Raw genomic sequence first — 25412 nt, 5'->3', positions numbered from 1 at the left:
TGATAGCTATAAAAACTACTACTACAAAAAGTATAATGAAGTTCCAAAGCACAAACACAAAAGAGCCCTCGTGCTTACAGCACGTAAATTTGTCCGTCTCGTTTTTGCTCTGCTAAGCAAAGGCGAAATATATCAACCACGGAGGTAGATAATTATTGCAAATTAGTCTGTTTACTTAATTTTCTATTAGAACTATTATTTAGTCATGGGCTGAATTGGTAAAAATTACTATTCAGGCTAGGCGGATAGAACTATGCCTAATTTGACCGTTTTCAGCCAAATAAATTAAATTATTTTCTTTTTTTCTCTTGACATCTTACCGTATTACTTTTAATTTTAGGTACCTAACATTTGATATATATAACTATTTATCTTGATATACCCATAATCCTGTGGCAGGATTGTCGATATAAAATATTTCTTCTCCATTTACATAGTTAAAACCATTTTTTAATTCATCTATTTTATATTTTGCTATAGTGTGCTGATAATCTAAATAATTAAAATTAACTCCTTCTATTTCCTGACGAGTTAACTTAGGTGCAGCAAGATAAATCTTAAATCTATCTTCTGATGAACCGTGAATTAAATGCGCTGCTGCTGAAAGGTTTTCCTGCAGATCAGCATTTGCGCGTAAATCTTTTAATACATTTTCTGTTCCCCGATAACCATATTTACGAATTAATTTATCAATAGCTGGATCTTCTCCAAATTTATGAATTCCAGGTGCAATAATAATTAATTCTCCTCCATCTGCCAGAGCCATTCTAGTCCTATAGACAGCTTTACAGCCAATCCAGGTACTTTTGAATTTATCTTCTTTTAAATAAACTACTATTTTAGCTAGAGGACGTTTAAGTTTAATAATATTTTCCTGCTGACTTAATTTTACTGCTTTTTCAAAAGTTTTTCGTTCAAAACCAGTAAATAAACCTTTAATTTTAGTTAAACCTGTTTTATGATCACTAATTGGAGAATTGACACTCATTAAATATAATAAAGGTAATTGATCAAGAAAATTTTTTTGACAATAATCGTATAATTTTCTCACTGGTGAGTAATCTTTTCCCATAATATTTTCCATCCCGGCCAGAGCACCCAGAAAATGGGATTTATTGATTATCTGATCCCCACCACAGCCCACAACTATATTTTTGGTATAATTTGCCATGCCAACTACTTCATGAGGAATAACCTGCCCTAAAGAAATAATTAGATCAAACTCTCCAGAAAATAAATTTTTATTAACCGCTAAAGAAACAGAATCAACCAATTCGCCCTGCGAAAATTCAACCATTTTAGCGGCTGGAATTTTACCAATTTCAACTGTTTCTGTTCTCCAATTATGAGCTAAAAAATCAGCCTGTGGTATCTGACCAAACATTGCCTGCAGGTGCTCTGGATCCATGGGATCATGTGTACCAGAAGCAGGCAAAACTTTCAACTTCTCTACTTGTGGTTTAAGCATAAAATATAATTTTTCGGTAATCTCTCCTAAAGAAGAAGATTTGCGGGTATAGTCAGGTGGGATAAGTAAGACTTTTTTAATCCCTGCATTATTTATCTTTTCTGTTATTTGAGCTAAATAATTAACAATTTCTTTTTCAGTTAAATAATCTCCTTCACTAATGATATCTGCTGCTAATTCAAACATTTTAGCCTCCTTTTTTAACTAAGTTTATTTAAATAAAGCAAATATTTATATTGATATCTAATATATCAGAGTTTTAAAAACAAACATACAATTTCTAAAAAATTAAATCTGCTTAAACTAATTAGTCTAACTTAGCATCAGCAGCTATCTCGACCCGATCAAGATGGCGATATAACAACCTATAAGCTTTTTCTTTGTTATTATTTAAAATACAGTTAACTAGTTCAGTATGTTCTTGACGAGAAAATTTAGATCTTTTATGATTCAAATAATTAAAAAGCATTGTAAAATGATTTATTAATTTAAAATAGCTATCAATTAAATATTGATTATGTGATGCTTTAACAATTTCTTGATGAAGTTTAATATCATAACGATTAAAAAAACTTGCTGAACTATTTTTTTCAAATTTTCCTTCTAATTTCTTTATTTCTTGACGATTTATTTCTGCAAAATAGTTTTCTAGACAATATAGCTCATGCATTTTTCTTACCTCTAAAATATCATTGATCTCATTTTCAGAAAAGTTCTTTACAAAAAATCCAACTCGAGGCTTATTATCAACCAATCCTTCATTACTTAAACGCCTTAATGCATCACGCACTGGCATTAAAGATATTCCATTATCTTCAGCAATTTGCCTGGTTTTAAGCTGCTGGCCCAGCTCAAATTCTCTCTGCAAAATTTTCTGTTTTAAAAGATTATAAATTTGATCAGTTAAGCTCGCTTTATTAATTACCATTTTTAAGCACTCCCTGAAAATAAGTATGATAAATAAAAGAAATAATTTCTAAATTAATCCTATTAAAAATTATTCAAGATATAAACTAAATTACCTGCTTTTTTTAAGGAGAGGCAATTACCCCTCCCCAACTTCAGCTGATTATTTCTTAAAGTGATTGACTATATTTTGAGCAGCCAGAACATCCATCTTAATAAAAATTTCTTCTGTAAATGTACCCACATGTGGTGTTAAAATTACATTCTCACAGTCTTTTAAAACAGAATCTGTTTTAGGTTCTTGATCAAATACATCTACTGCTGCATAAGAAATCAAACCCTCTTTTAGGCCTTTAGCTAAATCAGCTTCATTAACTACTGGACCGCGTGCGGTATTGATTAAAATTGGCTGTTTTTCCATTAAGTTTAAAGCCTGGTAGTCAATTAAGTTTTCGGTATGTTTATTTAAAGGTACATGCAGAGTAATTATATCTGCGTTTTTATACAATTCATTTAAGGGCATATATTTAATCCCAAGCTCAGCTTCGGCTGTTTGCTGGCGCTGAACATCAAAATAAACAACCTGCATATCAAAAGCCTGAGCTTTTCTAGTGATTTCTCTGCCAATATTACCTAAACCAATAATTCCAATAGTCTTACCATCAAGGCTGTGACCTAATAATTTATTCCACTTACCAGCGTGCATAGCAATATTTACAGATTGAATTCTCCTAGAAATATCAAGAATATAAGCCATAACTAGCTCGGCAACAGGTTTTTCTACTACACCTAATGTTCTGGCAACTTTAATTCCTTTTTCTTCTGCATAAGCCACTGCTACAGAGTCGGTTCCAACACCCCGTCTTGCAATAATTTCTAGTTCTGGTGAATTATCAATTACATTTTTTGAGATATGCTCTAAATCACAAATAATTGCATTAGCTGTTTTGCTTAAACTAATAATTTCTGCTTCTTTGTCTAAGAATTTTTGATAATGATTTGGAATAACTTCTAAGCCATTATCTTCTAATATTTGCTGAGCAGCATCAGAAAACTTACCAAAAAATTCTGAAGTGATAGCTACTTTTTTTGTCATATTAATACCTCCAGTTAATTAAAATAATAAATAAGGATCAAATTTCAGTGGAATATAGAATGCAATATGTGGTAAAAAGGCAATAAATAAAAGCACAGCAACTACAACACCAATAAATAAAATAACTGCACTAAATGACCTTTCAACTGACATATTACCGATTTTAGCGGCAATTAAAAGACATAATCCATAAGGAGGAGTGACCAGCCCAATTGCCAAAGTGATAATTGTCACCATTCCCAGTAAAACTGGACTAATACCTAATTTCATTGCTACCGGCAAGATTACTGGAACAAACAAAATCATTGCTGGTATTGCATCCATAAAAGTTCCAATAAAGAGGAAAAATAAAATTACAATTACCATAAATAAGCCAGCTGAATTAATATGATTAGTAAAAAATTGTTCAACTATTGTAGATACTTGATAATAACCTAGCAATTCTCCTAAAGCACTAGCTGCTGCTAAAGCAAACAAGGAAAGAGAACTTAAAGTTAATGTATCAACAAAAATATCTGGAATATCTTTTAAAGTAATTGTCTTATAATAAAACATTCCAATTACAAAAGTATATAAGGAAGCAATTGCTGCTGCTTCAGTTGCTGTATACCAACCCGTAATAACTCCCCCAATAATAATTACTGGTGTCATTAAGGCAGGCAAAGCATCTTTAGTTAAAGATAAAAGCTTTTGCAGACTGGCTCTTTCATATTGTGGATAATCTCTTTTTAAAGAAAGATAATAAATAACAGCCATCATACCAAGTCCACTCAAAATACCTGGTACCATACCAGCCAAAAAGAGAGAACTAATTGACGTACTTGTTAAACCAGCATAAATAATCATTGGAATACTGGGAGGTATAATAACTCCAATTGTAGAAGATGCAGCTGTAACTCCAACAGCTGTTTCTTTGTCATAACCAGTTTCAATCATACTGGGAATTAAAACTTTACCAATTCCAGCTGTATCTGCCTGAGAAGCTCCAGAAATACCAGCAAAAATCATCGAAACTAATACATTAGCATGAGCTAATCCACCTTTTACTGGGCCCACAATTGCAATTGAAAAGTCAATTAATTTCTTGGAAATCTTGCCACTATTCATTAAATTTGCTGCTAAAATGAAAAGTGGTACAGCAAGCAAAACAAAAGAATTAAGTCCATTGAACATTTTCATAACTACAGTAACTACTGGTACATGAGGTGCAACAGTAATTCCTACAAAAGCAATAATTGCAATTACAAAAGCTATTGGTACACCTATTACCATTAAAAGTAAAAATAAAGCAACTAAAGATATTCCCAGCATTATTTCCCCTCCTTCAATTCGGAATAATCATCTAATAAATGATCTAACTCATAAATAAGCATACTAAATCCCATGACCGGTAGTGAAATAAACATATATCCCATTTTAAAATTAGGTAATGAATACCAGGTATAATTCCAGAAATTTAAAGTAGCAATGATTCCAAAATAGAAAACTGCTAGACTAAATAAAACCAAAATCAAGTTAATAGTTAATTTTAGAAACAGTTTCGATTTACCAGTTAATTTTTCAAAAAGCAGACTAAAGCGAAAATGACCATTTCTATGTAACATTACTGAAGCCCCCATGAACACAGCCCAGATAAAAGAATAATTAGCAACTTCTTCAGTCCAGATAACAGAAACTCCAATATATCTAACAAACATTTGCAAAACAATTACAGCAAAAAATAAAGCCAGAAAAAAGACGCCTAACTTAAGCTGAATACTTTCAATTAAATTGGCAAATTTCTTAATCAACTTTTTCCCTCCCCTGTTGAGAATAAATCATTATCTAACAATCCATTAGATAGATGAAATTAGATAAATTTTTCAATTAAAAACTTATCCTGACACCCTTAAAACTGCCAGGATAAGTTTAAGATAAATTCAATCTAATTAACGTAAATCTCTAATCATTTGTAGAAGATCTTCTACACCATATTGAGCTGCTGCTTTATCCTGAATTGGCATTGCTGCTTCAATAAATGGTTGGCGATCAATTTCATTTACTTTACCGCCTTCATCAAGTAATACTTGTTTGTATTGTGTTTCTTGATTTCTAACTTCTTCTCTTTCAGCATCAATACTAATTTTAGCTGCTTTTTCAATAATTTCTTGCTGTTCTGCAGATAGACTATCAAATTTGCTGCCATTAATTAACATAAAACGAGTTGTATAGTCATGACCTGTTTCAGTTGTGAATTTACCATTTCTTGTTTTATGATGACTTTCCTGAACAAAGAAAGGATAGGCATTCTCAGCTCCATCAACAACTCCTTGTTGTAATGCTTGGTATAATTCACCCCAGGCAACAGAGGTAGGCACTGCACCAATACTACTCCAGAAATCAGCAACTACTCCAGAAGTTTGAGTTCTAATCTTCATTCCTTCTAAATCAGCCATGTTGTGTAAAGGCTTTTTACCATAATAATGTCTTACACCTGCACTCCAATAGCCTAATACTTTAAAATCATTATGAGACTTTTCATTAACAATATTAGCAATCTTACTACCAACTACACCATCAACAACTTTTCCCCAGTGATTATAGTCGTTAAATAAGTAAGGAAATGCAAATAGTTGAATTTGCTTAATTCCTGTTTTGCTCATAAAACCAGGTGAAACAATAACAACGTCTGCCGCACCTAATTTTAATTTTTCTACTAATTCAGATTCACTTGTTCCTAAAGTACCAGCATGCACTTGAACAGTAATAGCTCCATCTGATAAATCTTCACATGCTTCTTTAAATTTAAGCATACCAACCTGATAAGGACTTTCTTTGGAAGTCTGGTTATGAGCTGCCACCAACTCCAATTTTTCTACAGCTAAAACATTAGCTGAACAGCCGATAATTAAAACCATAATAAATGAAATAAGTAAAAATTTGTTTTTAATCATATTCAATTAATTCCTCCTGTTTGTTTTAAATTTTTTTGAATTAAAAAGCACAAATAAAAATAAGTAAATTAGCAAAACTTTATAACAGCCTATTTACCTAAAAAATACCACCTCCAGAATATAAGTTTAAATAAGAGGTCTTATGTAATTATAAACTTATCCCCAAAATTTATTTTTAAATAACTATTAAATAAATAGCTATTAATTATAGCAGAATAAATATGTAACATCTGATATATCAGAGTTAATAAAAAAATAATAGTTTGCTTTACAAAATGTAAATTATTTTACAAATTAATATTACAACAATTTTAAACTTTTTGCAAATTTATTTAATTATTCTAGCAAATAAATAAAATTTTTCTCAAACTTAAGCTAGGTACTGCTGCTATCTAGATCTATATTTTCCTTAATATCAACTGTATTAAGATGTTTAAACAAAGTTTTAGCAGCTATCTGACAATTATTAGCTAAAATAGCATCAATTAATTTTAAATGCTCTTGTCTAGAAATTTCAGATCTTTTATCCTTTAAATAATTAAACAGCATTTTATAATAATTAATCAATTCTGCATAGCGCTCACTTAAATAACTATTTCCTGCTGCATCAACAATAGTCTGATGAAGTTGATTATCATAGTCTGTAAAAAGCCGATTATTACTGCGAGATATTTTTTCCTTTAATTCGGCTATCTTTTCTCTATCAATTTGGCTAAAATAATTCTTCAGGCAGTATAGTTCATACATTTTTCTCACTTCTAAAATATCATTGATTTCTGGCTCAGAAAAACTTTTTACAAAAAATCCAACTCTAGGTTTATTTTCAACTAATTCTTCATTACTGAGCTGTCGTAAAGCATCACGAACCGGCATTAGAGAAATTTCATTTTCTTCTGCAATTTGCCTGGTATTTAATTTCTCACCCAATTTAAGATCTTTATTTAAAATCTTCTGCTTTAATAAATTATAAATTTGTTCTGTCAAACTTTTTTTATTAATCAAAGCTATCCGCTCTTTCTAAATTAAATAGTATAATTATCATTTAAAATGTAATATATTAGATCCTATATTTTATATTCTACACCTGTATTTAAATTCCTGCTCAGAAACAATAATTTAAATAAATTTTTCTCAAGTGCTTTTAATTATATTTATAATTAGCAAATCCAGTTATCTGCTCTTAAATAGATAACTGGATTTTTACTTTAAAATAAATAATAAGCTCAAGAATAAGAGCAAACACTTAATAAGCACGCATATGTTTTCTGAGGTAATCATAAATTTTGCGGGCTGTTTTACCACTAATGCCATCTACCTGTTTTAACTGCCAGATTTGAGCTTCTCTTATTTTAGCAAGTGACCCAAAATGCTGTAATAAAGAATTACGTCTTTCAGGACCTACCCCTGGTATTTCATCAAGCATAGAATGTGTTAACCGGCGAGAACGGAGCTTACGGTGATAGCTAACTGCAAAGCGGTGTGCTTCATCTCTAACTCTCTGTAATAACTGTAAAGTTGGTAAATGATGCGGCAAGGTAATTGGCTCCCGTTGGTTAGGTCGAAAAATTTCTTCTTCTTTTTTGGCTAACCCAATAATTGGCAGGTCTTCAATTCCCAGTAATTTAAGGATTTCATAAGCTGCATTAAGCTGGCCTTTACCACCATCTATTAAAATCAAATCAGGTAACTTGCGATCTTCCCGCAATAATCTAGCATAACGACGTTCAACAACTTCTTTCATACTCGAAAAATCATCCGGACCTTCAACAGTTTTTATTTTAAAACGCCTGTAATCCTGTTTAGAAGGTCTACCATTTTTGAAAACTACCATTGAAGCAACCGAGTCAGTGCCCTGAATATTTGAAATATCAAAGCCTTCAATATGGTAAGGAGCAGGATCAATAGCAAGTATTTGACCTAGTTTTTCAACCGCTCCTGAAGTTCTCTGTTCTTCATACTGACTTCTAATATCTTCTTTTTTAAGATTTTGACTGGCGTTTTTAGCTGCCATAGCTAGCATTTTTTTCTTATCACCAATTTGGGGATAAATAATCTTAACTTTTTTTCCTTTAATATAAGCCAGCCGTTCCGCTAGTAGCTGTTCCGTGTCAAGTTCAACATTCAATAGAAGTTCATCAGGAATACCAGCCGCCTGTTCATAATACTGCTGTAAAAAAGAGGCCATTGTTGTCGAATCTCTTTCTTCTGAAGTGCCTTCTAAAATAAAATATTCCTGGCCGATTAAGCGACCATTTCTAACTAATAATAACTGGACACAGGCTCGATCATCCGGCCCTTGTACCAGAGCTGCTACATCCTGATCAATATTTTTATCAGTCATAACTTTCTGGCTTTCACTTAGTTTTTCAAATGCCTGTAAAGCATCACGAAAACGGGCTGCCTTTTCATAATTGCGCTCAGCTGCTGCTTCCCCCATCTTTTGTTTAACCTCTGCAGTAAGTTCTTCCTGACGCCCTGAAAGAAAGAGACAGACCTGATCGATTAATTCGTGATAATCTGCTTTACTTACTTCACCAATACAGGGACCCAGACATTTATCAATATGAAAGTTCAAGCAGGGCCGATCTTCAGGATCATCTGCTTTTAATTCTTTTTTACAGCTGCGTAATTTGAAAATGTCTTTGATAATATCAAGGGTTTTATAAATTGCATCTACATCAGCAAATGGGCCAAAATATCTGGCCCCATCATTTTTAACTAGTCTAGTTTTAAAAACACGCGGAAAATCAACATTCTTGGTTACTTTAATATAAGGATAACTCTTATCATCTTTCAATCTAATATTAAACTTAGGCTGATGTTTTTTAATCAAATTAGCCTCTAAAATATAAGCTTCAACCTCTGTATCTGTTAATATATAATCAAAATCTGCTATATATTTGACCAGCATTTTAGTTTTATATGTCTGATCATTTTTTCTAAAATAAGATCTGACTCTACTGCGGAGTGATTTAGCTTTACCAACATAAATAATCATTCCAGTTTCATCTTTCATTAAATAAACTCCAGGTTGGGCCGGTAGTTCTTTTAATTGAGCTTCAATTTGAGCTCTAATATTTTCAGCTTCATTCATTTTTATCACCTTAACTAAATAAGTAATCTTTATTAGTTTTATAAACTTTACTTACTATGATTATAATTTATTTAGCTATAATTATCAATAACCTAGCTTAAATAGTCTTTTCTAGCCAGCCTGGTAATAGATTAAGACAATAATTATTAATTAGCCAGAATCTCTTTCAAAAATTTACCAGTATAAGAATTATCTACTTCTGCTACTTCTTCGGGAGTACCACAGGCTATTACTTGTCCACCTTTTTCCCCACCTTCAGGACCAAGATCAATTAAGTAATCAGCCGATTTGATTACATCAAGATTATGCTCAATCACAACTACAGTATTGCCATCACCACGCAGCCTGTGTAGTACTTCCAGCAGCTTTTTAACATCAGCAAAATGAAGCCCAGTCGTTGGCTCATCAAGTAAATACATTGTCTGACCAGTGCTTCTTTTACCAAGCTCTTTAGCAATTTTAATCCGCTGTGCTTCTCCACCTGATAAGGTTGTAGCAGGTTGTCCTAATCTAATATATCCTAAACCTACATCAAAAAGCGTCTGCAGCCGCCGTCTAATCGGCTCAATATTTTCAAAAAACTCCAGTGCTTCCTCAACAGTCATATCTAAAACATCAGCAATTGTTTTTCCTTTATATTTAATTTCCAGGGTTTCCCTATTATAACGTTTGCCACCACATACTTCACAGGGAACATAGACATCTGGTAAAAAATGCATTTCAATCTGTTCAATTCCCTGGCCTTTGCAGGCTTCACAGCGCCCACCTTTAACGTTAAAACTAAAACGCCCTACTTCATAACCGCGCTGTTTAGCTTCAGGAGTACTGGCAAAAACATCTCTAATATAATCAAATATTTTAGTATAAGTTACTGGATTAGAACGGGGAGTTCTACCAATTGGTGACTGATCTATATCAATTAGTTTATCAATTTTTTCCAGACCTTCAATTTCATCATGTTTACCGGGGTGTAAAGTAGAATTATAAATTTCTTTCATCATTCTTCTCTTTAAGATATTATTAACTAAGGTACTTTTGCCAGAACCAGAAACACCAGTTACACAACTAAATGTACCCAGAGGAATAGCTACATCAATATTCTTTAGATTATGCTGCCTGGCCCCTTTAATCGTAATCCAGTCACCATTAGTCTGATATCTTTGGTCAGGTACCTCTATTTTCTCCTGTCCAGATAAATACTGACCAGTTAAAGAACGGGGTGTAGCAAGAATATCGGCCAGTGAGCCTTCTGCTACTATTTCACCTCCATGTTTACCAGCTCCAGGTCCAATATCAATAATATGATCTGCTGCTCTAATTGTTTCTTCATCATGTTCAACTACAATTACAGTATTACCAAGGTCACGAATATGCTCCAGAGTACTAATTAAACGACTATTGTCACGCTGGTGCAGACCAATGCTGGGTTCATCTAAAATATAGAGCACTCCCATTAAACCAGAACCAATCTGAGTTGCTAACCTAATTCGCTGTGCTTCTCCACCCGAAAGTGTCCCTGCTGAACGATCCAGAGTTAGATATTCTAAACCAACATCAAGTAAAAAACGTAATCTTTCTTTAATTTCTTTTAAAATTTCTTTCCCAATTAACTGTTGACGTTGATCAAGTTCTAAACCCTTTAAAAATTGATGTGCCTCTTTAATTGAAAAGGCTGTTAAATCTGCAATCGACAGTTTCCCAATTGTTACTGCCAGAACTTCTGGTTTAAGCCGCTTACCATGGCAAACCTGACAGGGTATCTCATCCATATAGCGTTCCAACCTTTTATGAGTTCCCGGGCTATCTGATTTACTCAATCTTTCTTTTAAATAACCAATTACACCTTTAAACTTAGTTGTATGATCTCTTGTTCTGCCATAGCGATTTGTATAAGGAAAAGTAAGTTCTTTATCATTTCCATATAATAATATCTCAATTATTTGATCATCAAGTTTGGAAAGTTTAGTTTCAAGGCTAAAGTCATATTCAGCTGCTAAAGCTTTCAGCAAAGCAGGATAATAGCGGCTGGAAGAACTCTTCCAGGGTATAATTCCTCCGTCAGCAATAGACTTATCTTGATCTAGAATTAAATCCGGTGAAAATTCTTTTTTTACTCCCAAACCATCACAGTTATCACAAGCACCATAAGGACTATTAAAAGAAAACATCCGGGGAGACATTTCTTCTAAACTAATCCCGCAATCAGCACAAGCAAACTTTTCACTAAAAGTAATTGTTTGACCATCTAGCTGTTCAATCATTACCAGACCATCAGCATAATCAAGCGCTGTTTCAACAGAATCTGCCAGGCGCTCCCGGATACCTGCTTTGACCACTAATCGATCAACTATTATTTCAATATCATGCTTAAAATTTTTATCTAGTTTTTCGGCATCTTCAAGTAATTTTGTTTCCCCATCAATTCTGGCTCTCACAAAGCCATCTCGCAGAGCTTGAAGAAAAGTACGCTCATGCTCACCTTTTCTTCCTCTTACAATTGGTGCTAAAATCTGAATTTTAGTCCGCTCTGGCATGTCTAGAACCTGATCAACAATTTCGTCAACTGTCTGAGAACTAATTTCTTTTCCACAGGAAGGGCAGTGTGGAGTCCCAATCCGGGCATAAAGCAACCGCAGATAATCATAAATTTCTGTAACTGTACCTACAGTAGAACGAGGATTACGACTGGTTGTTTTCTGATCAATAGATATAGCCGGTGAAAGTCCTTCTATATACTCGACTTTTGGCTTTTCCATCTGACCTAAAAATTGGCGAGCATAAGCTGATAGTGATTCAACATAACGCCGCTGTCCTTCCGCATAAATTGTATCAAAAGCCAGAGATGATTTTCCTGAACCACTTAAACCTGTAATTACAATCAATTTGTCTCTTGGTATTTCCAAATCTATCTTTTTTAAATTATGCTCTTCAGCACCTTTTACAATTAAACGATCATTTGCCATTATATAAATTACACCTCTTTTTCAATCTATATTAAAATAATAAAAAAACTTAAAGTCTGGCCTCTAATTCCGTTATTTCATCTCTGATTTGAGCAGCTATTTCGAATTCTAGATTATCAGCGGCTTCCTCCATTTCCATTTCTAAATCTAGAATTAACTGCTGGATTTCCTTACGAGTTAAATTATCATAATCTGGTTCATCTCCACTCTCAGAAGTTGACTTTTTCTTATCATAATAGCGACTTTGGTCTTCAGATACAACCATTTCTACTGGTCTAACAACATCTCTTACTGGTTTAATAATTGTTTCTGGAGTAATATCATTATCCAAATTATGCTGTACCTGAATCTCGCGCCTTCTTTCTGTTTCATCAATTGCTTTTTTCATTGAGTCAGTTATCTTATCAGCATACATTATAACTTTACCCTCTACATTACGTGCTGCCCGTCCAATTGTCTGTACTAAGGAACGCTCTGATCGCAAAAAACCTTCTTTATCAGCATCAAGAATTGCAACCCGGGAGACTTCGGGCAGATCAAGGCCTTCTCGTAAAAGATTAATTCCAACTAATACATCAAATTCGCCCAATCTTAAATCTCTAATTATTTCTGATCTTTCAATTGTATCAATATCAGAATGCAGATAGCGCACTTTAATTCCAGCTTCAGCCAGATATTCAGTTAAATCTTCCGACATTCTTTTTGTTAAAGTAGTAACTAAAACTCGCTCACCTTTAGCGACTACCTGTCTAATTTCTTCCAGCAAATCATCAATCTGAGTTTTAGTTGGTCGAACATCTATTTCAGGATCAACCAGACCGGTTGGCCTAATAATCTGTTCAACAATCTGCTGACTATGCTTTTCTTCATAAGGGCCTGGGGTTGCTGATACATAAACTGCTTGTGGGACTACCTGTTCAAACTCATTAAAATTAAGAGGACGATTATCAAGAGCTGACGGCAGACGAAATCCATATTCAACCAGTTTTTCTTTTCGGGAGCGGTCACCAGCAAACATTCCGCCAATCTGGGGGATTGTCATATGTGATTCATCAATAATTACCATAAAATCATCTGGAAAATAATCAAGTAACGCCATCGGCCGAGAGCCAGGTTTTCGCCCGGCTAAATGACGAGCATAATTTTCAATTCCAGAACAAAAGCCCATTTGTTCTAACATTTCTAAATCATATCTTGTTCTCTGTTCTAAACGCTGTGCTTCAACTAATCTATTTTCAGAACGTAATTCCTGCAGCCTTGTTTCGAGTTCACTGCTAATAGTCTTAAGTGCTCGCTTTATTTTTGATTCTGGTGTAACAAAGTGACTGGCTGGATAAATTGTCATTTCTGTTATCTCAGCTTCTACCTCACCAGTAACTGTATTAATTCTCGTGATTCGATCAATTTCATCACCAAAAAGTTCAACTCTAATTGCTATATCACGATAAGCAGGAAAGATATCAATTACATCTCCCTTAACTCGAAAATGACCACGTGAAGTATCCAGATCATTACGACTGTACTGCATAAAAGTCAAACTCCTGGTAATTGCTTTTCGCTCGCTAATCTCCCCCACTTTTAATGGTAATGATAAATCAAGATAGTCATCTGGAGAACCAAGACCATAAATACAGGAAACACTAGCAACAATCAGTACATCCCGTCTTTCAAAAAGTGAAGTTGTTGCTGACAAACGTAATTTTTCAATTTCATCATTAACAGAAGCATCTTTTTCAATATAGGTATCTGTCTGAGGTACATAAGCTTCTGGCTGATAATAATCATAATAACTAACAAAATATTCGACAGCATTTTCCGGGAAAAATTCTTTAAATTCACTTGTTAGCTGGGCAGCCAGAGTTTTATTATGAGCAATAACTAGAGTCGGCTTATTTACTTCTTCAACTAATTTAGCCATGGTAAATGTTTTACCAGTTCCAGTGGCTCCTAATAAAGTTTGATGACGATAATTTTCTCTGATTCCCCGGGCCAGCTTTTCTATTGCCTCCGGTTGATCACCTTTAGCTGTAAAGGGGGCCTTTAATTTAAATTTACCTGTTTTTTTATCCATCTTTCCACCCCAATTAAAATCAAATTTTATTCTTACTCTACCAATAAATAATTAACAGAGTGAATGTATGTTTACCTTGTTATTCATTATATCAATAATTATTATTAATTTAAAGCTAATTTGTTTTTAATTTTAAAAACAATTTTACAATTATTCATAGTTAATTACTCAAGATTAATTCATAAAAAAAGAGCCCGCCAGGGCTCAGTTAAATTTACCGCAGCCAATATTTTTCTTCATTATAATGTTCATAGAGTTCTTTTTCATAAGAACGCTCAACTAAATTTTTAGCAGACTGCTCCTGATAAGGAGGAGCTGCCTTTATTTCAGCTTTTGTTTTGCTGACAAATATTTTTTTCTGATTCCAGCTAATATTTTGAATCCATTCTGGAGCAATCAAAACATCTTTACCAGGCAAAATATTTCTGGTATCAATCAGTAAATATCTAATTAACCAGCTTTCTTCGTCAACAAATAAGTCTGCCAAATGCCCAAACTCTTTATCCTGAGCTTGAATATGATACTTGTGAACTTCAGTAAAGCTGCGCAGATTAGATTCTATTGTCTGACTATTACTAGTAGCCCTGGTTGATTGATCAAAATCATTAAAATTAAATAATTTACGTCTTAAAATAGTACCAGCCTGAATTGCTGGCCCATTAGCAGGCATTGTCCAGTAAAGGGGCCAATCAAAATGCTGAGCCATTTTCTCTTCCATTTCTTTAGAAACTGGTTTATTTTTTTCCAGAGCAGGACCAGCCTCTAAATCAGCTTTTGTTAAGTCAACTCTTATTTCAGAATTAGCAAAATCAATTTTAGTAAAAGCTGCAGTTGAAAGCAAAGTTTTCTCTTCTTGAAGCCAGCTACCTGTATCAACAACTAAATATCGTAAAACAAAATGCTGCTGATCAAAATAAAAATCACTTACCTGCCCTAAATCTTCTGATTTACCAACTACTGCAAAGCCCTTTAAATCTGTTAACTTTCTTAACATTTACCCTCACCTCGCTTAATTTCAAGTCGAAAATAAGTACAGGTTAGTTTAAGACTAGTTAAAATCAATAATTTCAACTTAAGTTAATTGTAATAAAAACAATAATCAAATTCAAGCTAATAAGATTAATTCTTAATTAGAATTTAAGTCAAAATAAAAAATAAATAAATTTTTTACATATTCTTCATTTCAAAAGCTAGTTCGATATTGTCAGTTATTAAATGATCAATATCTCTTTCAAAAAGCTCAATCATTGCTGTCGGATGATTAACTGTATATACATTCAGTTCTAATCCCATAAAATGAGCTTTTTTAACAATTTCTTCATCAGCTGTTAAAAAATTAAGATGAAGAGCATCAAAACCTCTTTTAAAAGCATAATCGGTGGGGTTGATTAATTTAGCAGCCAACAAGGCTCCCACTCTCATTTCTGGCTGCAATTTTTTTATTTTTTGTAAACTATAATGATTAAAAGAAGAAAGAATAGTTTTAGCCTGCAGATTAAACTCTGCTACTACAGCAAGCACTTTTTCTTCCAGATTATGATAAGGTAGAAAATTTTTCAGTTCGATATTAATAAACTCAAGATCCTTAACAACTGTTAAAACTTCCTGTAAGGTAGGAATCTTCTCTGCTTTAAATTCCGGGCCAAAATTTTTGCTCACACTCATTGCCCGCAACTCTGCTAGAGTATAATTTTTAACTAAACCAGTACCAGACATGGTTCTATCAATAAGCTCATCATGAAGAACAACTATCTGTCCATCTTTACTCAACTGTACATCAAATTCTACTCCATCTGCTCCCAACTCAACTGCTTTTTTAAAACTAGCCAGAGTATTTTCGGGATAACCATCTACTCCACCCCGATGACCAATTATTTTAGTTTCCACACTAACCACTTCCTTTATCTAGCTTTGAAAAATAGTCTTCTTTTATAATACAACTTTTGGGCTGTTTCTGCAAATTAGATTTGGTAGTTTGAGCCATTATTAGAACTAAAATACTATTCTTTTAATCCCTGAGTTGCAATTCCTTTTATAAAAAATTTCTGGGCCAGTAAAAAAACAATTAAAGTTGGAATTACAATTAAAATAGTTCCAGCCATAATTAAACCCCAATCTCTTTCAGCAGCACTGGCAAATAACATTTTGACTCCCTGCTGAGCTAATTTCATTTCATCTGAATTAATTATGACCAGCGGCCAGAGATAAGCATTCCACATAACAAGAAAATTTACTACTGCCAGACCAGCTAGGTTAGCCCCAGAAAGCGGCAGTAAGATCTGCAGTAAGAATCTGATGGGACCACAGCCATCGATCTGGGCTGATTCCATTAAAGCACTGGGAATAGTTAAAAAATGCTGTCTCATCAAAAAAGTAGTAGTTGCACTGGCTAAAAAGGGCAGTACAAGACCAGAATAACTATTGGCCAATCCCAGACGACTCATTAGTTCAAATAAGGGGACAACTCGAACCTGCATCGGCAGCATTAAAGTAAATAATACCATAAAAAAGAGCAGTTTTTTATATTTAAATTTAAAGTGAGAAAAAGCATAACCACTTAAAACTCCTAAAATAAGCTTACCTAACATTACAATAACCGAAGCAATTATGCTATTAATAAATATTCTGCCTAATTTAATAACCTGCCAGGCTTTGATAAAGTTTCCGAAATATAGCTGATCTGGTAAAAATGAAGGTGGATATGAAAAAACCTGTGCTCGTGGTTGAAAACTAATACTTAAAGCAAATAAGATTGGCATTAAGGTAATTAAAGATAAACTAATTAAAACTAAATGCAAGATAATAGTTCTATAATTTTTTTTATTTAAAATTTTCTTGAGCATTTTATAAACTCCTTTCAAAATACTTTAGTATTCATCTTATTGATAATGAACTTTATTATTACCGTATTTAAAATGCAGGATAGTTACAATAATTACTAAAATAAGTAAAACTACAGTTTGAGCAGCAGCTGAACCAGGCCGAAAGTTAATAAACATTTCTCGATACAATTTATAAATAAGAATGTTAGTCGAATTAGCTGGTCCTCCCTGAGTCATAATATCAATAATACCAAAACTTTCAAACACACTAAAAATTATATTCATAATTACTAAATAGAAAGTGGTTGGTGACAGCAAAGGAACTGTAATATGACGAAAAATGGTTAAACTATTTGCCCCATCAATTCTGGCCGACTCATAAATACTTTCCGGAATTGACTGCAGACCAGCCAGAAAAAAAATAATATTAAAACCGATATTTTTCCAGATAGTTGCCATAATAACTGCCAGAAAGGCAAAAAAGCTATTAGTTAGCCAGGCAATTTGCAGATTAAAAAGTAAATCAAGCAAATAATTAACCTGACCAGCAACTGGATTTAGAATAAAAACCCAGAGTGAACCAGCAACAGTAGCAGAAATTGCATAGGGAATAAAAAAAATAACTCGATAAAATTTGATACCTTTTAAATCTTGATTCAATAAAATAGCTAAAATTAAAGCTAAAAAAAGCCCAAGTACAATTGTAATTAAAGTAAAAATTGTCGAACGAAAAATACTTATTAGATAGTTAGAATTCTGAAACAGACTAAAGTAATTATTCAGACCGATAAATATTTTTTTGCGTCCAAATGGTGCCTGCTGATAAAAGCTTAAATAAATTGACTGCAGACTGGGCCAATACAGAAATAAGATTAAGATAAGCATAGTTGGGGTAAGTAATAAATAGGGAATAACTTTTTTACTGCGATAATTTTGTTCTTCCAAGACCTCCACCTCCTGATAATTATAAGGATCCCTTCCTGCTAATTTGCGAAGAAGGGATCCCCTAGCAAAACAATTATGCTGTTAATTACTATGTTAATTTTTATTCATTTTATAGTCTTAAATAGAATATTACTGATAAAGCTTATTATATTCTGCTAGTGATTTATTTACCCGCTCAGCTGCCTCATCCATTGCTGCCTGAGGAGTTAAACTACCCTGCAGAGTTTTTTCTACTTCTTCTTCAATAATCTGTCTCACTTCAGGAAAAGTACCAATCAAAGCACCCTGAGTAGAAACAGCTTTTTTACTGAGCAATAATTGTAAGAAAGCAGTTAAATAATTAGGACTCTTAGCAAAAAATTGATTATTCATTTCACTTTCAACAGCTGCCTTGGTAACTGGAAAATAGCCAGTATTTTCGAACCAATAAACCTGCTGATCTTTTTCCGATAACCACTTAAGAAATTCCCAGGTTGCTTTTAGTTCTGTTTCAGGATGATCAGCAATAGTCCAGAGGCTTGCTCCTCCAATAACTACCCCACCTCTGTTTACATCAGCTGGTCTTGGTAAAAAGGCTGTTCCCAGCTCATAACCAGCTGATTCTGCATTAGCTGTAAAAGCTGCTACTGAAGAAGTAGACTCAATTAACATTGCTGCTCTCCCAGAAGAGAAGGCCTGATTAGCTCCATCCCAACCTCGGCCAGGATTTAACATAATACCTTCTGCAACCATTTCTTGCCATAGTTTAACAAAACGTACAGCTGCTGCTTGATTTAAATAAGATTCAGTTGCTCGTCCACTGCGGCCATTGTCATTATTAACCAAATTAGCATCTTGATTTGCTACCATCTGTTCAACAAACCAGCCTACTATACCCAGGGTAAAACCATATCTTTCTACAGTTCCATCTTCATTTTTAATTGTTAGTTTGCGCGCATAATCTTTTAATTCAGCAAATGTTTTTGGTGGTCGATTGGGATCCAGGCCAGCTTCTTTAAAAGCATCCCGATTATAATATAAAATAGGAGTGGAAGAATTGAAAGGCATTGAATTAAGTTTACCGCCAACAGTATAATAATTAGCTACTGGTGTTAAAAACTTATTCCAATCAAAAGTAGTGTCCTGAGCAACTTTTTTACCCAAATCTTCAATCGGCATTATAATACCGCTATCCAGCATTACTTGTGTACCAATTTCATAAATTTGAATAATATTTGGCGCTGTTCCGGTCTGAACTGCAGCCTGGGTTTTAGTTAGTGTATCATTATATGAACCAGTATATTGTGCTTTAACCTGAACATCAGGGTGAGTCTGATTAAATTTATCTACCAAATTATTTACTACCTCGAGATTATGTCCTCCCATAGCATGCCAGAACTCAATTGTAACTGGCTCGGCGGCAATTGTACTGAGACTACAAATAAAGACTGTGACTACTGCTAATAATAGAATAAACTTTTTCATGTACTAATCTACTCTCCTTTAATTATTTTAATTAAAATTGGTCTTACTCATTTTTGAATCTAATTGAGTAAATTAATGACCTTACCTGTTAAGTTTAACTACTTATTGTTACAGTTTAATTACTAATAAGTAAATTCCAGGTTAAAATAATTAAGAGAAAGTCTAGTCCAGCTGAACCGGCTTAAGCTGATAATAAGTATGGATTATTACTGCTATAATCTGAAAAGTTAATCCGAGTAAACAGACACCAAACCAACCAAAGTATTGCCAGCATAAAGTTCCTAAAAAAGAAGCAGCTGCTCCTCCTATAAAGTAACTGAACATAAAGATGGTTGTATTCCTACTTCGTGATTGGTCTCCCAACAGCTGGATACGTGCCTGATTAGATACCTGGCCAAATTGATTTCCCAAATCGAGCAGAATAACTCCAATTATTAAACCCCAAATTTTAAAACCCAAAAAGCTAAATATTAAATAAGCAAAAGTAGATAGTAATACTCCAATTCCAACAACAAAAGTAGGGCTTTTTCGATCACCTAGTTTACCAATTAAAGGAGCAGCACCAGCACCAGCAGCTCCGGCTAAGCCAAATAAGCCAGCTTCTTTACTGCCTAAATTATAAACTGGTGATTTTAATAAAAAAATTAGTGATGTCCAGAAGATATTAAAGGAACCAAACATAAAAAATCCATTTAAGGCTGCCTCTCTAAGCAAACTTTCCTCTTTAATCAAAGCAGGAATTGATCTTAAAAGTTCTAAATAACTAAGCTCTGCCTTAACTTCAACTCGCGGAAAAAACAAAGCTATTAAAATAAATAATAAAACACCAATTAGACCTGCTAATAAATATACTATCTGCCAGGGAAATAAATCTCCTAGCAAACCACTAAAAGTTCTTGATAATAAAATTCCGATCAGCAATCCACTCATTACAATTCCGATATTTTCCCCCTGCTTTTCAGGAGAAGAAAGTTGAGCAGCATAAGGTAAAATCAACTGGGGAATAATAGTTGTCAGACCAACTGCAAACATAACTATAATTAAAGAAATATATGTCGGCACTATTGCTACTAATACTAAAAACAAACTAACCAGAGCCAGCATTAACATGATTATACGTTTACGTTCTGCAATATCTCCCAGTGGTACAAAAAGCAGCAAGCCAAGTGCATACCCTAACTGAGTAACCATTACTATAATTCCAATTGCAGATTCAGGAACAGTAAAAGTTGCTGCCAGCTGTGCTTCTAATGGCTGAATATAATAAAGATTAGCAACTGTTACTCCACAGATGACTGCCATTAAAATCAACTGCCAATTCTTGAGACCAGGTTTATCAGTTTGTTGAAATTTATTTAACATTTTATATCAGCTTCCTTAAATTTGTTTTGTATAGTATCTATACAACTAGCTTAAACTAAACATTTTTCATTTTAAATGCTTATAAATAAACCTATTTGGTTAATTTTAATTATAGAAAATTATTATTTAAACGATTTCTTAAATCTGTGTAAAAATTCAGCTAAAAATTGCTGTTCTGCTGCTGAAGAATTTTCTAAAAGGCTGACGATTCTTGCCTGATGCTGCTGATGCAGTTGTTCATGATTCTGACAGGCAATTTCCCCCTGATCAGTTAACTCCATCAGTACCTGAGTTTGATTTTCAGAACTTCTTTGTTTAGTTAACATTTCTTTTTTGACTAGACGATCAATAGTCTGAGCAGCAGCTCCTCTAGTTATTTCCAAAAGTCTGGCTAGAGCTGAAATATGAAGTTCTGGATTTGCTTTAATCTCCTGCAGCATATGAATTTCAGAATGATACAGTTTAACTCCAGTTCCAAATGTACGGGCAGCTGTATCTTGTTCAGCAAAATCAGTGATTACGTTTAAAAATAATTCACTCAATTTAGTTAAGTTTTTCATTATGTAAATATTGTATAGTAACTATACACTGCTGTCAATACTGGAGCTTAATTTAAATCTTTTTAGGTTAATTTCGCTATAAAAAGCAGCTGGCCCGGGCTAAGAAATAGCTAATCCGGACCAGCTGTAGGGCTGACTAAATATTTGATTAATTATTAAATTCATTTTTAGTTGTTTTCATATTAGAAATAACTTTTTGAAGTACAATAAAAACAAACAACAAAATACCAACAAATATTTTAGTCCACCAGGAACTTAAAGTTCCCTGAAACATAATTACTGTCTGAATTAAACCCTGAATGAGAACTCCAAATAAGGTCCCGAAAACGAAGCCTGATCCACCTGTAAGAAGAGTTCCACCAATTACTACAGAAGCAATAGAATCCATTTCAAGTCCTTCAGCATGCAAGCCATAGCCAGATAACATATACAGGCTAAAAGCAACTCCAGCTAAACCTGAACAAAGACCATTTAGTGTATAAACAAGCACCTTAGTACGGCCAACTTTTAAACCCATTAGCTGAGCAGATTCTTCATCTCCTCCAATTGCATAAACTGTCCGACCAAATTTAGTAAAATGAGCCAGATACATTCCTAGCGCTAGAACTACCAGAGACAGAACAACATTGACAGAAATTGCTCCTCCAGCAATTGGAATATGATAATTAGCAATTCGATTAAAAATAGGATCTTTAATACTAATTGATTCAACACTAATTAGAAAACTAAGGCCCCTAATTAAAAACATCCCAGCTAAAGTAACAATAAACGGTTGGACTTTAAATTTTTGAATAATTAGACCCATAATTGCTCCAAAACATCCTCCAATCATAACTCCCAGTGGAATTACAATAAAGGCATTTAAACCCTGCTGAAGCAAAAAAGCAATCACCATAGATACAAAAGCAATTACAGAACCAACGGAAAGATCTATTCCACCTGTCAAGATAACAAAAGTCATTCCAATTGCAGTAATTAATAAAAATGAGTTATCAATAAATAGATTAAAAAAATTCTGCCAGGAAAAAAAGCCTGGATAAATTAAAGAACAAATTAAAAAGCTGACTACAAATAAGGTAATAGTTATTTTAAGGGATAAGTTTTTAGTGCTTAATATTTTATTAATCATACCCTATCACCTCTCTGTACCAACAAATTAAGTTTTTCTTTAAAAATATCTGACTTAAGAATAACTATTATTAAAACTACAAAGCCTTTAATAACTAAGTTAACTTCTGGTGTAATCCCGGCAGCATAAACTGTTGTAGTTAAAGTCTGGACAACCAATGCTCCAATTACACTAGATACAATTGAAAATTTACCACCCTGAAGTGAATTACCACCCATAACAACTGATAAAATTGCATCCAATTCCATCCAGAGACCAGCATTATTAGCATCAGCTGCTTTCACATTTGAAGTTATAATTAAACCAGCAATTGCAGCACAAATAGCACTAAAAATATAAACAATAAATTTGATTTGCTTTTCTTTAATTCCGATATATCTACTTGCTACATCATTACTACCAATACTTTCAATAAATAACCCCAGTGCTGTTTTGCGCATTAGTAAACCCACAATTAACAAAACTGCTGCCACAATAAAAATTGCTACTGGTATTCCTAATAGATAACCCTGACCAATGACAAAATAAGGCTCATAATAAATAGTTATAATCTGGCCTTTAGTAATTAACTGAGCCACTCCTCGGCCAGCAACCATCAAGATTAAAGTAGCAACAATAGCTGGTATTTTTAAGCTGCTAACTAAAAAACCATTCCACATTCCAAAAACTGCAGCAACTACCAGTGCTGCTAAAACTGCCACCGGTACAGTAGTAACTGTTTCATAGACTATTTCTCCCGCTGGAGTAATCTGCATTTCTCCTCCAATCAGGCTGGCAGCAACGGCTCCTGCTATCGCAACAACAGCTCCTACAGATAAGTCAATACCTTCTGTAGCGATAACTAAAGTCATCCCAATTGCAATGATCATCAAAGGAGCACCACGATTAAGAATATCAATCAAATAACCAAATAATCTACCATCTTTAATTTCAATTTGAAAAAATCCATCAATATAGAAAAAATTAAAAATAAATAAAAAGATAAGAGCTAAGAGAGGAGTAAATGCCTTTGAATTACGAAATTTAATTAATTTATGTTTAACTGAATCCACCTCAAGCTTCACCTCCTGCAATACGATACATTATTTCTTTTTGATTAATTTCGCTTCCGGTTAACTCAGCTATTTTAGCTCTATCACATAAAACTACAACCCTCTGACTGATTCTAGTAACTTCTTCAATTTCAGAAGAAATAAAAACTACACTCATTCCCTCACCACTGGCCAGTTCAAGCACCAATTTTTGAATATCAGCTTTAGTTCCAATATCAATCCCTTTAGTAGGTTCATCCAGAATAAGCAGATCTGGATTAATTGCCAGCCAGCGGGCCAGCACTACTTTTTGCTGATTACCACCACTTAAATTTTTGACTAATTGCTCAGTATCAGGTGTCTTAATATTAATTAAATCAATATATTTTTGAGCTATTTCTAACTGCCGCGCCTGGGACAGTTTTCTAAACCAACCACGTGTAACCTGGAGAGCTAGAATAATATTTTCTCTAACTGATAAATTACCAATCAGCCCTGCCTCTTTTCTATTTTCAGGGCAAAGTGCTATCTTATAATCAACAGCATCTTTAGGAGAATTTAGTTTAACTTCCTTGCCATCAATAATTATTCGTCCCTGATCAGCTTTATTTAAACCAAATAATAATTCGACCATCTCTGTTCTGCCAGCTCCTAGCAATCCTGCTAAACCAAGTACTTCGCCTTCTTTTAGTTCTAAATCAAAAGCCTCAATATTACCTTTACTTGCTAGACCTTCAGCTTTTAAAAGAACTTTATTATTTTCACCAATATTTTTACTATAATTCTCCATCTCTTTAATTTGTTCAAGATCTTTACCTATCATTTTAGAAATCAGCTCAATTCTGGGTAAAGATTCGGTTAAACAGGTATCAATTAATTCTCCATTTCTTAAAATAGTAATTCGATCAGTTATTTCATAAACATTATTTAAAAAGTGGGTAATATAAATAATAGCTATTCCTTCGGATTTCAACTGCCGCATTACTTCAAATAACTTATTAGTTTCATCTGTATCAAGACTAGCAGTTGGTTCATCCAGAATAATTACTTTAGCTGAAATTATTAAAGCTCTGGCAATTGCTACCATCTGTTGAACTGCGACTGAATAAAAAGAGAGTTTGCGGTCAACATCTATCTTTAAATCAAATTTATCTAAAACCGTTTCAGCTTCATTTTTTATTTTTTTCCAGTCGATTCTTCCATTTTTTATAGGTTCTCGTCCAATAAAAATATTCTCCGCTACTGAAAGATTGGGACAAAGATTAACCTCCTGATAAACAGTGCTGATCCCAATTTTTTGAGCATGTTCAGGCGATTTAATTCTAATTGGCCGTCCATCTAAAAATATCTGACCAGAGTCAGCTTTATAAACTCCCGTTAGAACTTTAATTAAAGTAGATTTACCAGCTCCATTTTCTCCCATTAAGCCATGAATTTCCCCAGCAGCTAATTCAAAGTCAACCTGCTGCAGAGCTTTAACACCAGGAAAAGACTTTTCAATCTTTGCCATTTTAATAATTGGTTCTGCCGCTGCCATTACTTCATCCTCCTCAAAATCAATAGATTTT

General features: G+C 33.6%; 20 protein-coding genes and 1 pseudogene. 1 reads left to right on the top strand and 20 read right to left on the bottom strand.

Features of this window, described 5'->3' with window-relative positions:
- Window positions 1-148: pseudogene (locus BMZ74_RS14340) on the top strand (IS110 family transposase); the annotation flags it as partial.
- Window positions 149-364: 216 nt separating this feature from the next.
- Here BMZ74_RS14340 and BMZ74_RS02430 read toward each other — a convergent pair.
- The 20 genes from BMZ74_RS02430 to BMZ74_RS02335 all read right to left on the bottom strand — a co-directional run bounded on the left by BMZ74_RS02430 (window position 365) and on the right by BMZ74_RS02335 (window position 25381).
- Complete coding sequence (locus BMZ74_RS02430; protein ID WP_089859087.1) at window positions 365-1654, bottom strand: nickel-dependent putative hexonate epimerase; 1290 nt, start codon at window positions 1652-1654, stop codon at window positions 365-367.
- A 121-nt stretch (window positions 1655-1775) separates the two neighbouring features.
- Window positions 1776-2396 (bottom strand): GntR family transcriptional regulator, encoded by a 621-nt coding sequence (locus tag BMZ74_RS02425; protein WP_089859084.1) that lies wholly within the window; start codon window positions 2394-2396, stop codon window positions 1776-1778.
- A 141-nt stretch (window positions 2397-2537) separates the two neighbouring features.
- Window positions 2538-3470 (bottom strand): NAD(P)-dependent oxidoreductase, encoded by a 933-nt coding sequence (locus tag BMZ74_RS02420; protein WP_089859081.1) that lies wholly within the window; start codon window positions 3468-3470, stop codon window positions 2538-2540.
- An 18-nt stretch (window positions 3471-3488) separates the two neighbouring features.
- Window positions 3489-4781, bottom strand: coding sequence for a TRAP transporter large permease (locus tag BMZ74_RS02415; RefSeq protein WP_089859078.1), 1293 nt, complete (start codon window positions 4779-4781; stop codon window positions 3489-3491).
- Window positions 4781-5260, bottom strand: coding sequence for a TRAP transporter small permease (locus BMZ74_RS02410; protein ID WP_218142039.1), 480 nt, complete (start codon window positions 5258-5260; stop codon window positions 4781-4783). Before BMZ74_RS02410 ends, BMZ74_RS02415 begins: the two co-directional genes overlap by 1 nt.
- Window positions 5261-5398: 138 nt before the next feature.
- The gene (locus BMZ74_RS02405; protein ID WP_089859130.1) at window positions 5399-6403 is read right to left on the bottom strand and encodes a TRAP transporter substrate-binding protein; all 1005 of its coding nucleotides are present in this window, start codon (window positions 6401-6403) and stop codon (window positions 5399-5401) included.
- Window positions 6404-6778: 375 nt separating this feature from the next.
- Entirely contained in the window at window positions 6779-7387 is a 609-nt protein-coding gene (locus tag BMZ74_RS02400) for a GntR family transcriptional regulator (protein ID WP_177181340.1), read from the bottom strand.
- Window positions 7388-7646: 259 nt separating this feature from the next.
- The gene (uvrC, locus tag BMZ74_RS02395) at window positions 7647-9497 is read right to left on the bottom strand and encodes an excinuclease ABC subunit UvrC (RefSeq protein ID WP_089859071.1); all 1851 of its coding nucleotides are present in this window, start codon (window positions 9495-9497) and stop codon (window positions 7647-7649) included.
- A 146-nt stretch (window positions 9498-9643) separates the two neighbouring features.
- Complete coding sequence (gene uvrA, locus BMZ74_RS02390; RefSeq protein ID WP_089859069.1) at window positions 9644-12460, bottom strand: excinuclease ABC subunit UvrA; 2817 nt, start codon at window positions 12458-12460, stop codon at window positions 9644-9646.
- A 49-nt stretch (window positions 12461-12509) separates the two neighbouring features.
- On the bottom strand, window positions 12510-14531 hold the full coding sequence (gene uvrB / locus BMZ74_RS02385) for an excinuclease ABC subunit UvrB (protein ID WP_089859065.1): 2022 nt from the start codon (window positions 14529-14531) through the stop codon (window positions 12510-12512).
- A gap of 214 nt (window positions 14532-14745) precedes the next feature.
- Window positions 14746-15525 carry a PRC-barrel domain-containing protein gene (locus tag BMZ74_RS02380; RefSeq protein ID WP_089859062.1) on the bottom strand — a complete coding sequence of 260 codons (780 nt, stop codon included), beginning with the start codon at window positions 15523-15525 and terminating at the stop codon, window positions 14746-14748.
- 173 nt (window positions 15526-15698) lie between these two features.
- A complete protein-coding gene (locus tag BMZ74_RS02375; RefSeq protein ID WP_177181339.1) occupies window positions 15699-16418 on the bottom strand; it encodes a glycerophosphodiester phosphodiesterase in 720 nt (239 codons plus the stop codon).
- Between the two features lie 113 nt (window positions 16419-16531).
- Window positions 16532-17374 carry a carbohydrate ABC transporter permease gene (locus BMZ74_RS02370; protein ID WP_089859056.1) on the bottom strand — a complete coding sequence of 281 codons (843 nt, stop codon included), beginning with the start codon at window positions 17372-17374 and terminating at the stop codon, window positions 16532-16534.
- 36 nt (window positions 17375-17410) lie between these two features.
- Window positions 17411-18307: a carbohydrate ABC transporter permease gene (locus tag BMZ74_RS02365; protein ID WP_245750792.1), complete on the bottom strand. Its 897-nt coding sequence runs from the start codon at window positions 18305-18307 to the stop codon at window positions 17411-17413.
- Between the two features lie 120 nt (window positions 18308-18427).
- Window positions 18428-19762, bottom strand: a complete 1335-nt coding sequence (locus BMZ74_RS02360; protein WP_089859049.1) for an ABC transporter substrate-binding protein — start codon at window positions 19760-19762, stop codon at window positions 18428-18430.
- Window positions 19763-19924: 162 nt separating this feature from the next.
- The gene (locus BMZ74_RS02355; RefSeq protein WP_089859047.1) at window positions 19925-21124 is read right to left on the bottom strand and encodes an MFS transporter; all 1200 of its coding nucleotides are present in this window, start codon (window positions 21122-21124) and stop codon (window positions 19925-19927) included.
- A 122-nt stretch (window positions 21125-21246) separates the two neighbouring features.
- A complete protein-coding gene (locus BMZ74_RS02350) occupies window positions 21247-21684 on the bottom strand; it encodes a MarR family winged helix-turn-helix transcriptional regulator (RefSeq protein WP_089859044.1) in 438 nt (145 codons plus the stop codon).
- A 148-nt stretch (window positions 21685-21832) separates the two neighbouring features.
- Window positions 21833-22813 carry a galactofuranose ABC transporter, permease protein YjfF gene (yjfF, locus tag BMZ74_RS02345; RefSeq protein WP_089859041.1) on the bottom strand — a complete coding sequence of 327 codons (981 nt, stop codon included), beginning with the start codon at window positions 22811-22813 and terminating at the stop codon, window positions 21833-21835.
- On the bottom strand, window positions 22810-23865 hold the full coding sequence (locus BMZ74_RS02340) for an ABC transporter permease (protein ID WP_089859037.1): 1056 nt from the start codon (window positions 23863-23865) through the stop codon (window positions 22810-22812). Before BMZ74_RS02340 ends, yjfF begins: the two co-directional genes overlap by 4 nt.
- 1 nt (window position 23866) lies before the next feature.
- Entirely contained in the window at window positions 23867-25381 is a 1515-nt protein-coding gene (locus BMZ74_RS02335) for a sugar ABC transporter ATP-binding protein (RefSeq protein ID WP_089859034.1), read from the bottom strand.
- Window positions 25382-25412: the final 31 nt, after the last annotated feature.

Source organism: Halanaerobium salsuginis (genome assembly GCF_900114545.1).
GTDB classification, from domain to species: Bacteria; Bacillota; Halanaerobiia; order Halanaerobiales; family Halanaerobiaceae; genus Halanaerobium; species Halanaerobium salsuginis.
This window is presented reverse-complemented; position numbering and strand designations above follow the sequence as displayed.

Bases quoted from the DNA above. Each gene is read 5' to 3' on its own strand.
- yjfF (WP_089859041.1), bottom strand. From the start codon at position 22,813: ATGATTAATAAAATATTAAGCACTAAAAACTTATCCCTTAAAATAACT.
- BMZ74_RS02405 (WP_089859130.1), bottom strand. From the start codon at position 6,403: ATGATTAAAAACAAATTTTTACTTATTTCATTTATTATGGTTTTAATT.
- BMZ74_RS02350 (WP_089859044.1), bottom strand. From the start codon at position 21,684: ATGAAAAACTTAACTAAATTGAGTGAATTATTTTTAAACGTAATCACT.
- BMZ74_RS02370 (WP_089859056.1), bottom strand. From the start codon at position 17,374: ATGCTCAAGAAAATTTTAAATAAAAAAAATTATAGAACTATTATCTTG.
- uvrB (WP_089859065.1), bottom strand. From the start codon at position 14,531: ATGGATAAAAAAACAGGTAAATTTAAATTAAAGGCCCCCTTTACAGCT.
- BMZ74_RS02420 (WP_089859081.1), bottom strand. From the start codon at position 3,470: ATGACAAAAAAAGTAGCTATCACTTCAGAATTTTTTGGTAAGTTTTCT.
- BMZ74_RS02415 (WP_089859078.1), bottom strand. From the start codon at position 4,781: ATGCTGGGAATATCTTTAGTTGCTTTATTTTTACTTTTAATGGTAATA.
- BMZ74_RS02380 (WP_089859062.1), bottom strand. From the start codon at position 15,525: ATGTTAAGAAAGTTAACAGATTTAAAGGGCTTTGCAGTAGTTGGTAAA.
- uvrA (WP_089859069.1), bottom strand. From the start codon at position 12,460: ATGGCAAATGATCGTTTAATTGTAAAAGGTGCTGAAGAGCATAATTTA.
- BMZ74_RS02425 (WP_089859084.1), bottom strand. From the start codon at position 2,396: ATGGTAATTAATAAAGCGAGCTTAACTGATCAAATTTATAATCTTTTA.
- BMZ74_RS02355 (WP_089859047.1), bottom strand. From the start codon at position 21,124: ATGTTAAATAAATTTCAACAAACTGATAAACCTGGTCTCAAGAATTGG.
- uvrC (WP_089859071.1), bottom strand. From the start codon at position 9,497: ATGAATGAAGCTGAAAATATTAGAGCTCAAATTGAAGCTCAATTAAAA.
- BMZ74_RS02335 (WP_089859034.1), bottom strand. From the start codon at position 25,381: ATGGCAGCGGCAGAACCAATTATTAAAATGGCAAAGATTGAAAAGTCT.
- BMZ74_RS02430 (WP_089859087.1), bottom strand. From the start codon at position 1,654: ATGTTTGAATTAGCAGCAGATATCATTAGTGAAGGAGATTATTTAACT.
- BMZ74_RS02360 (WP_089859049.1), bottom strand. From the start codon at position 19,762: ATGAAAAAGTTTATTCTATTATTAGCAGTAGTCACAGTCTTTATTTGT.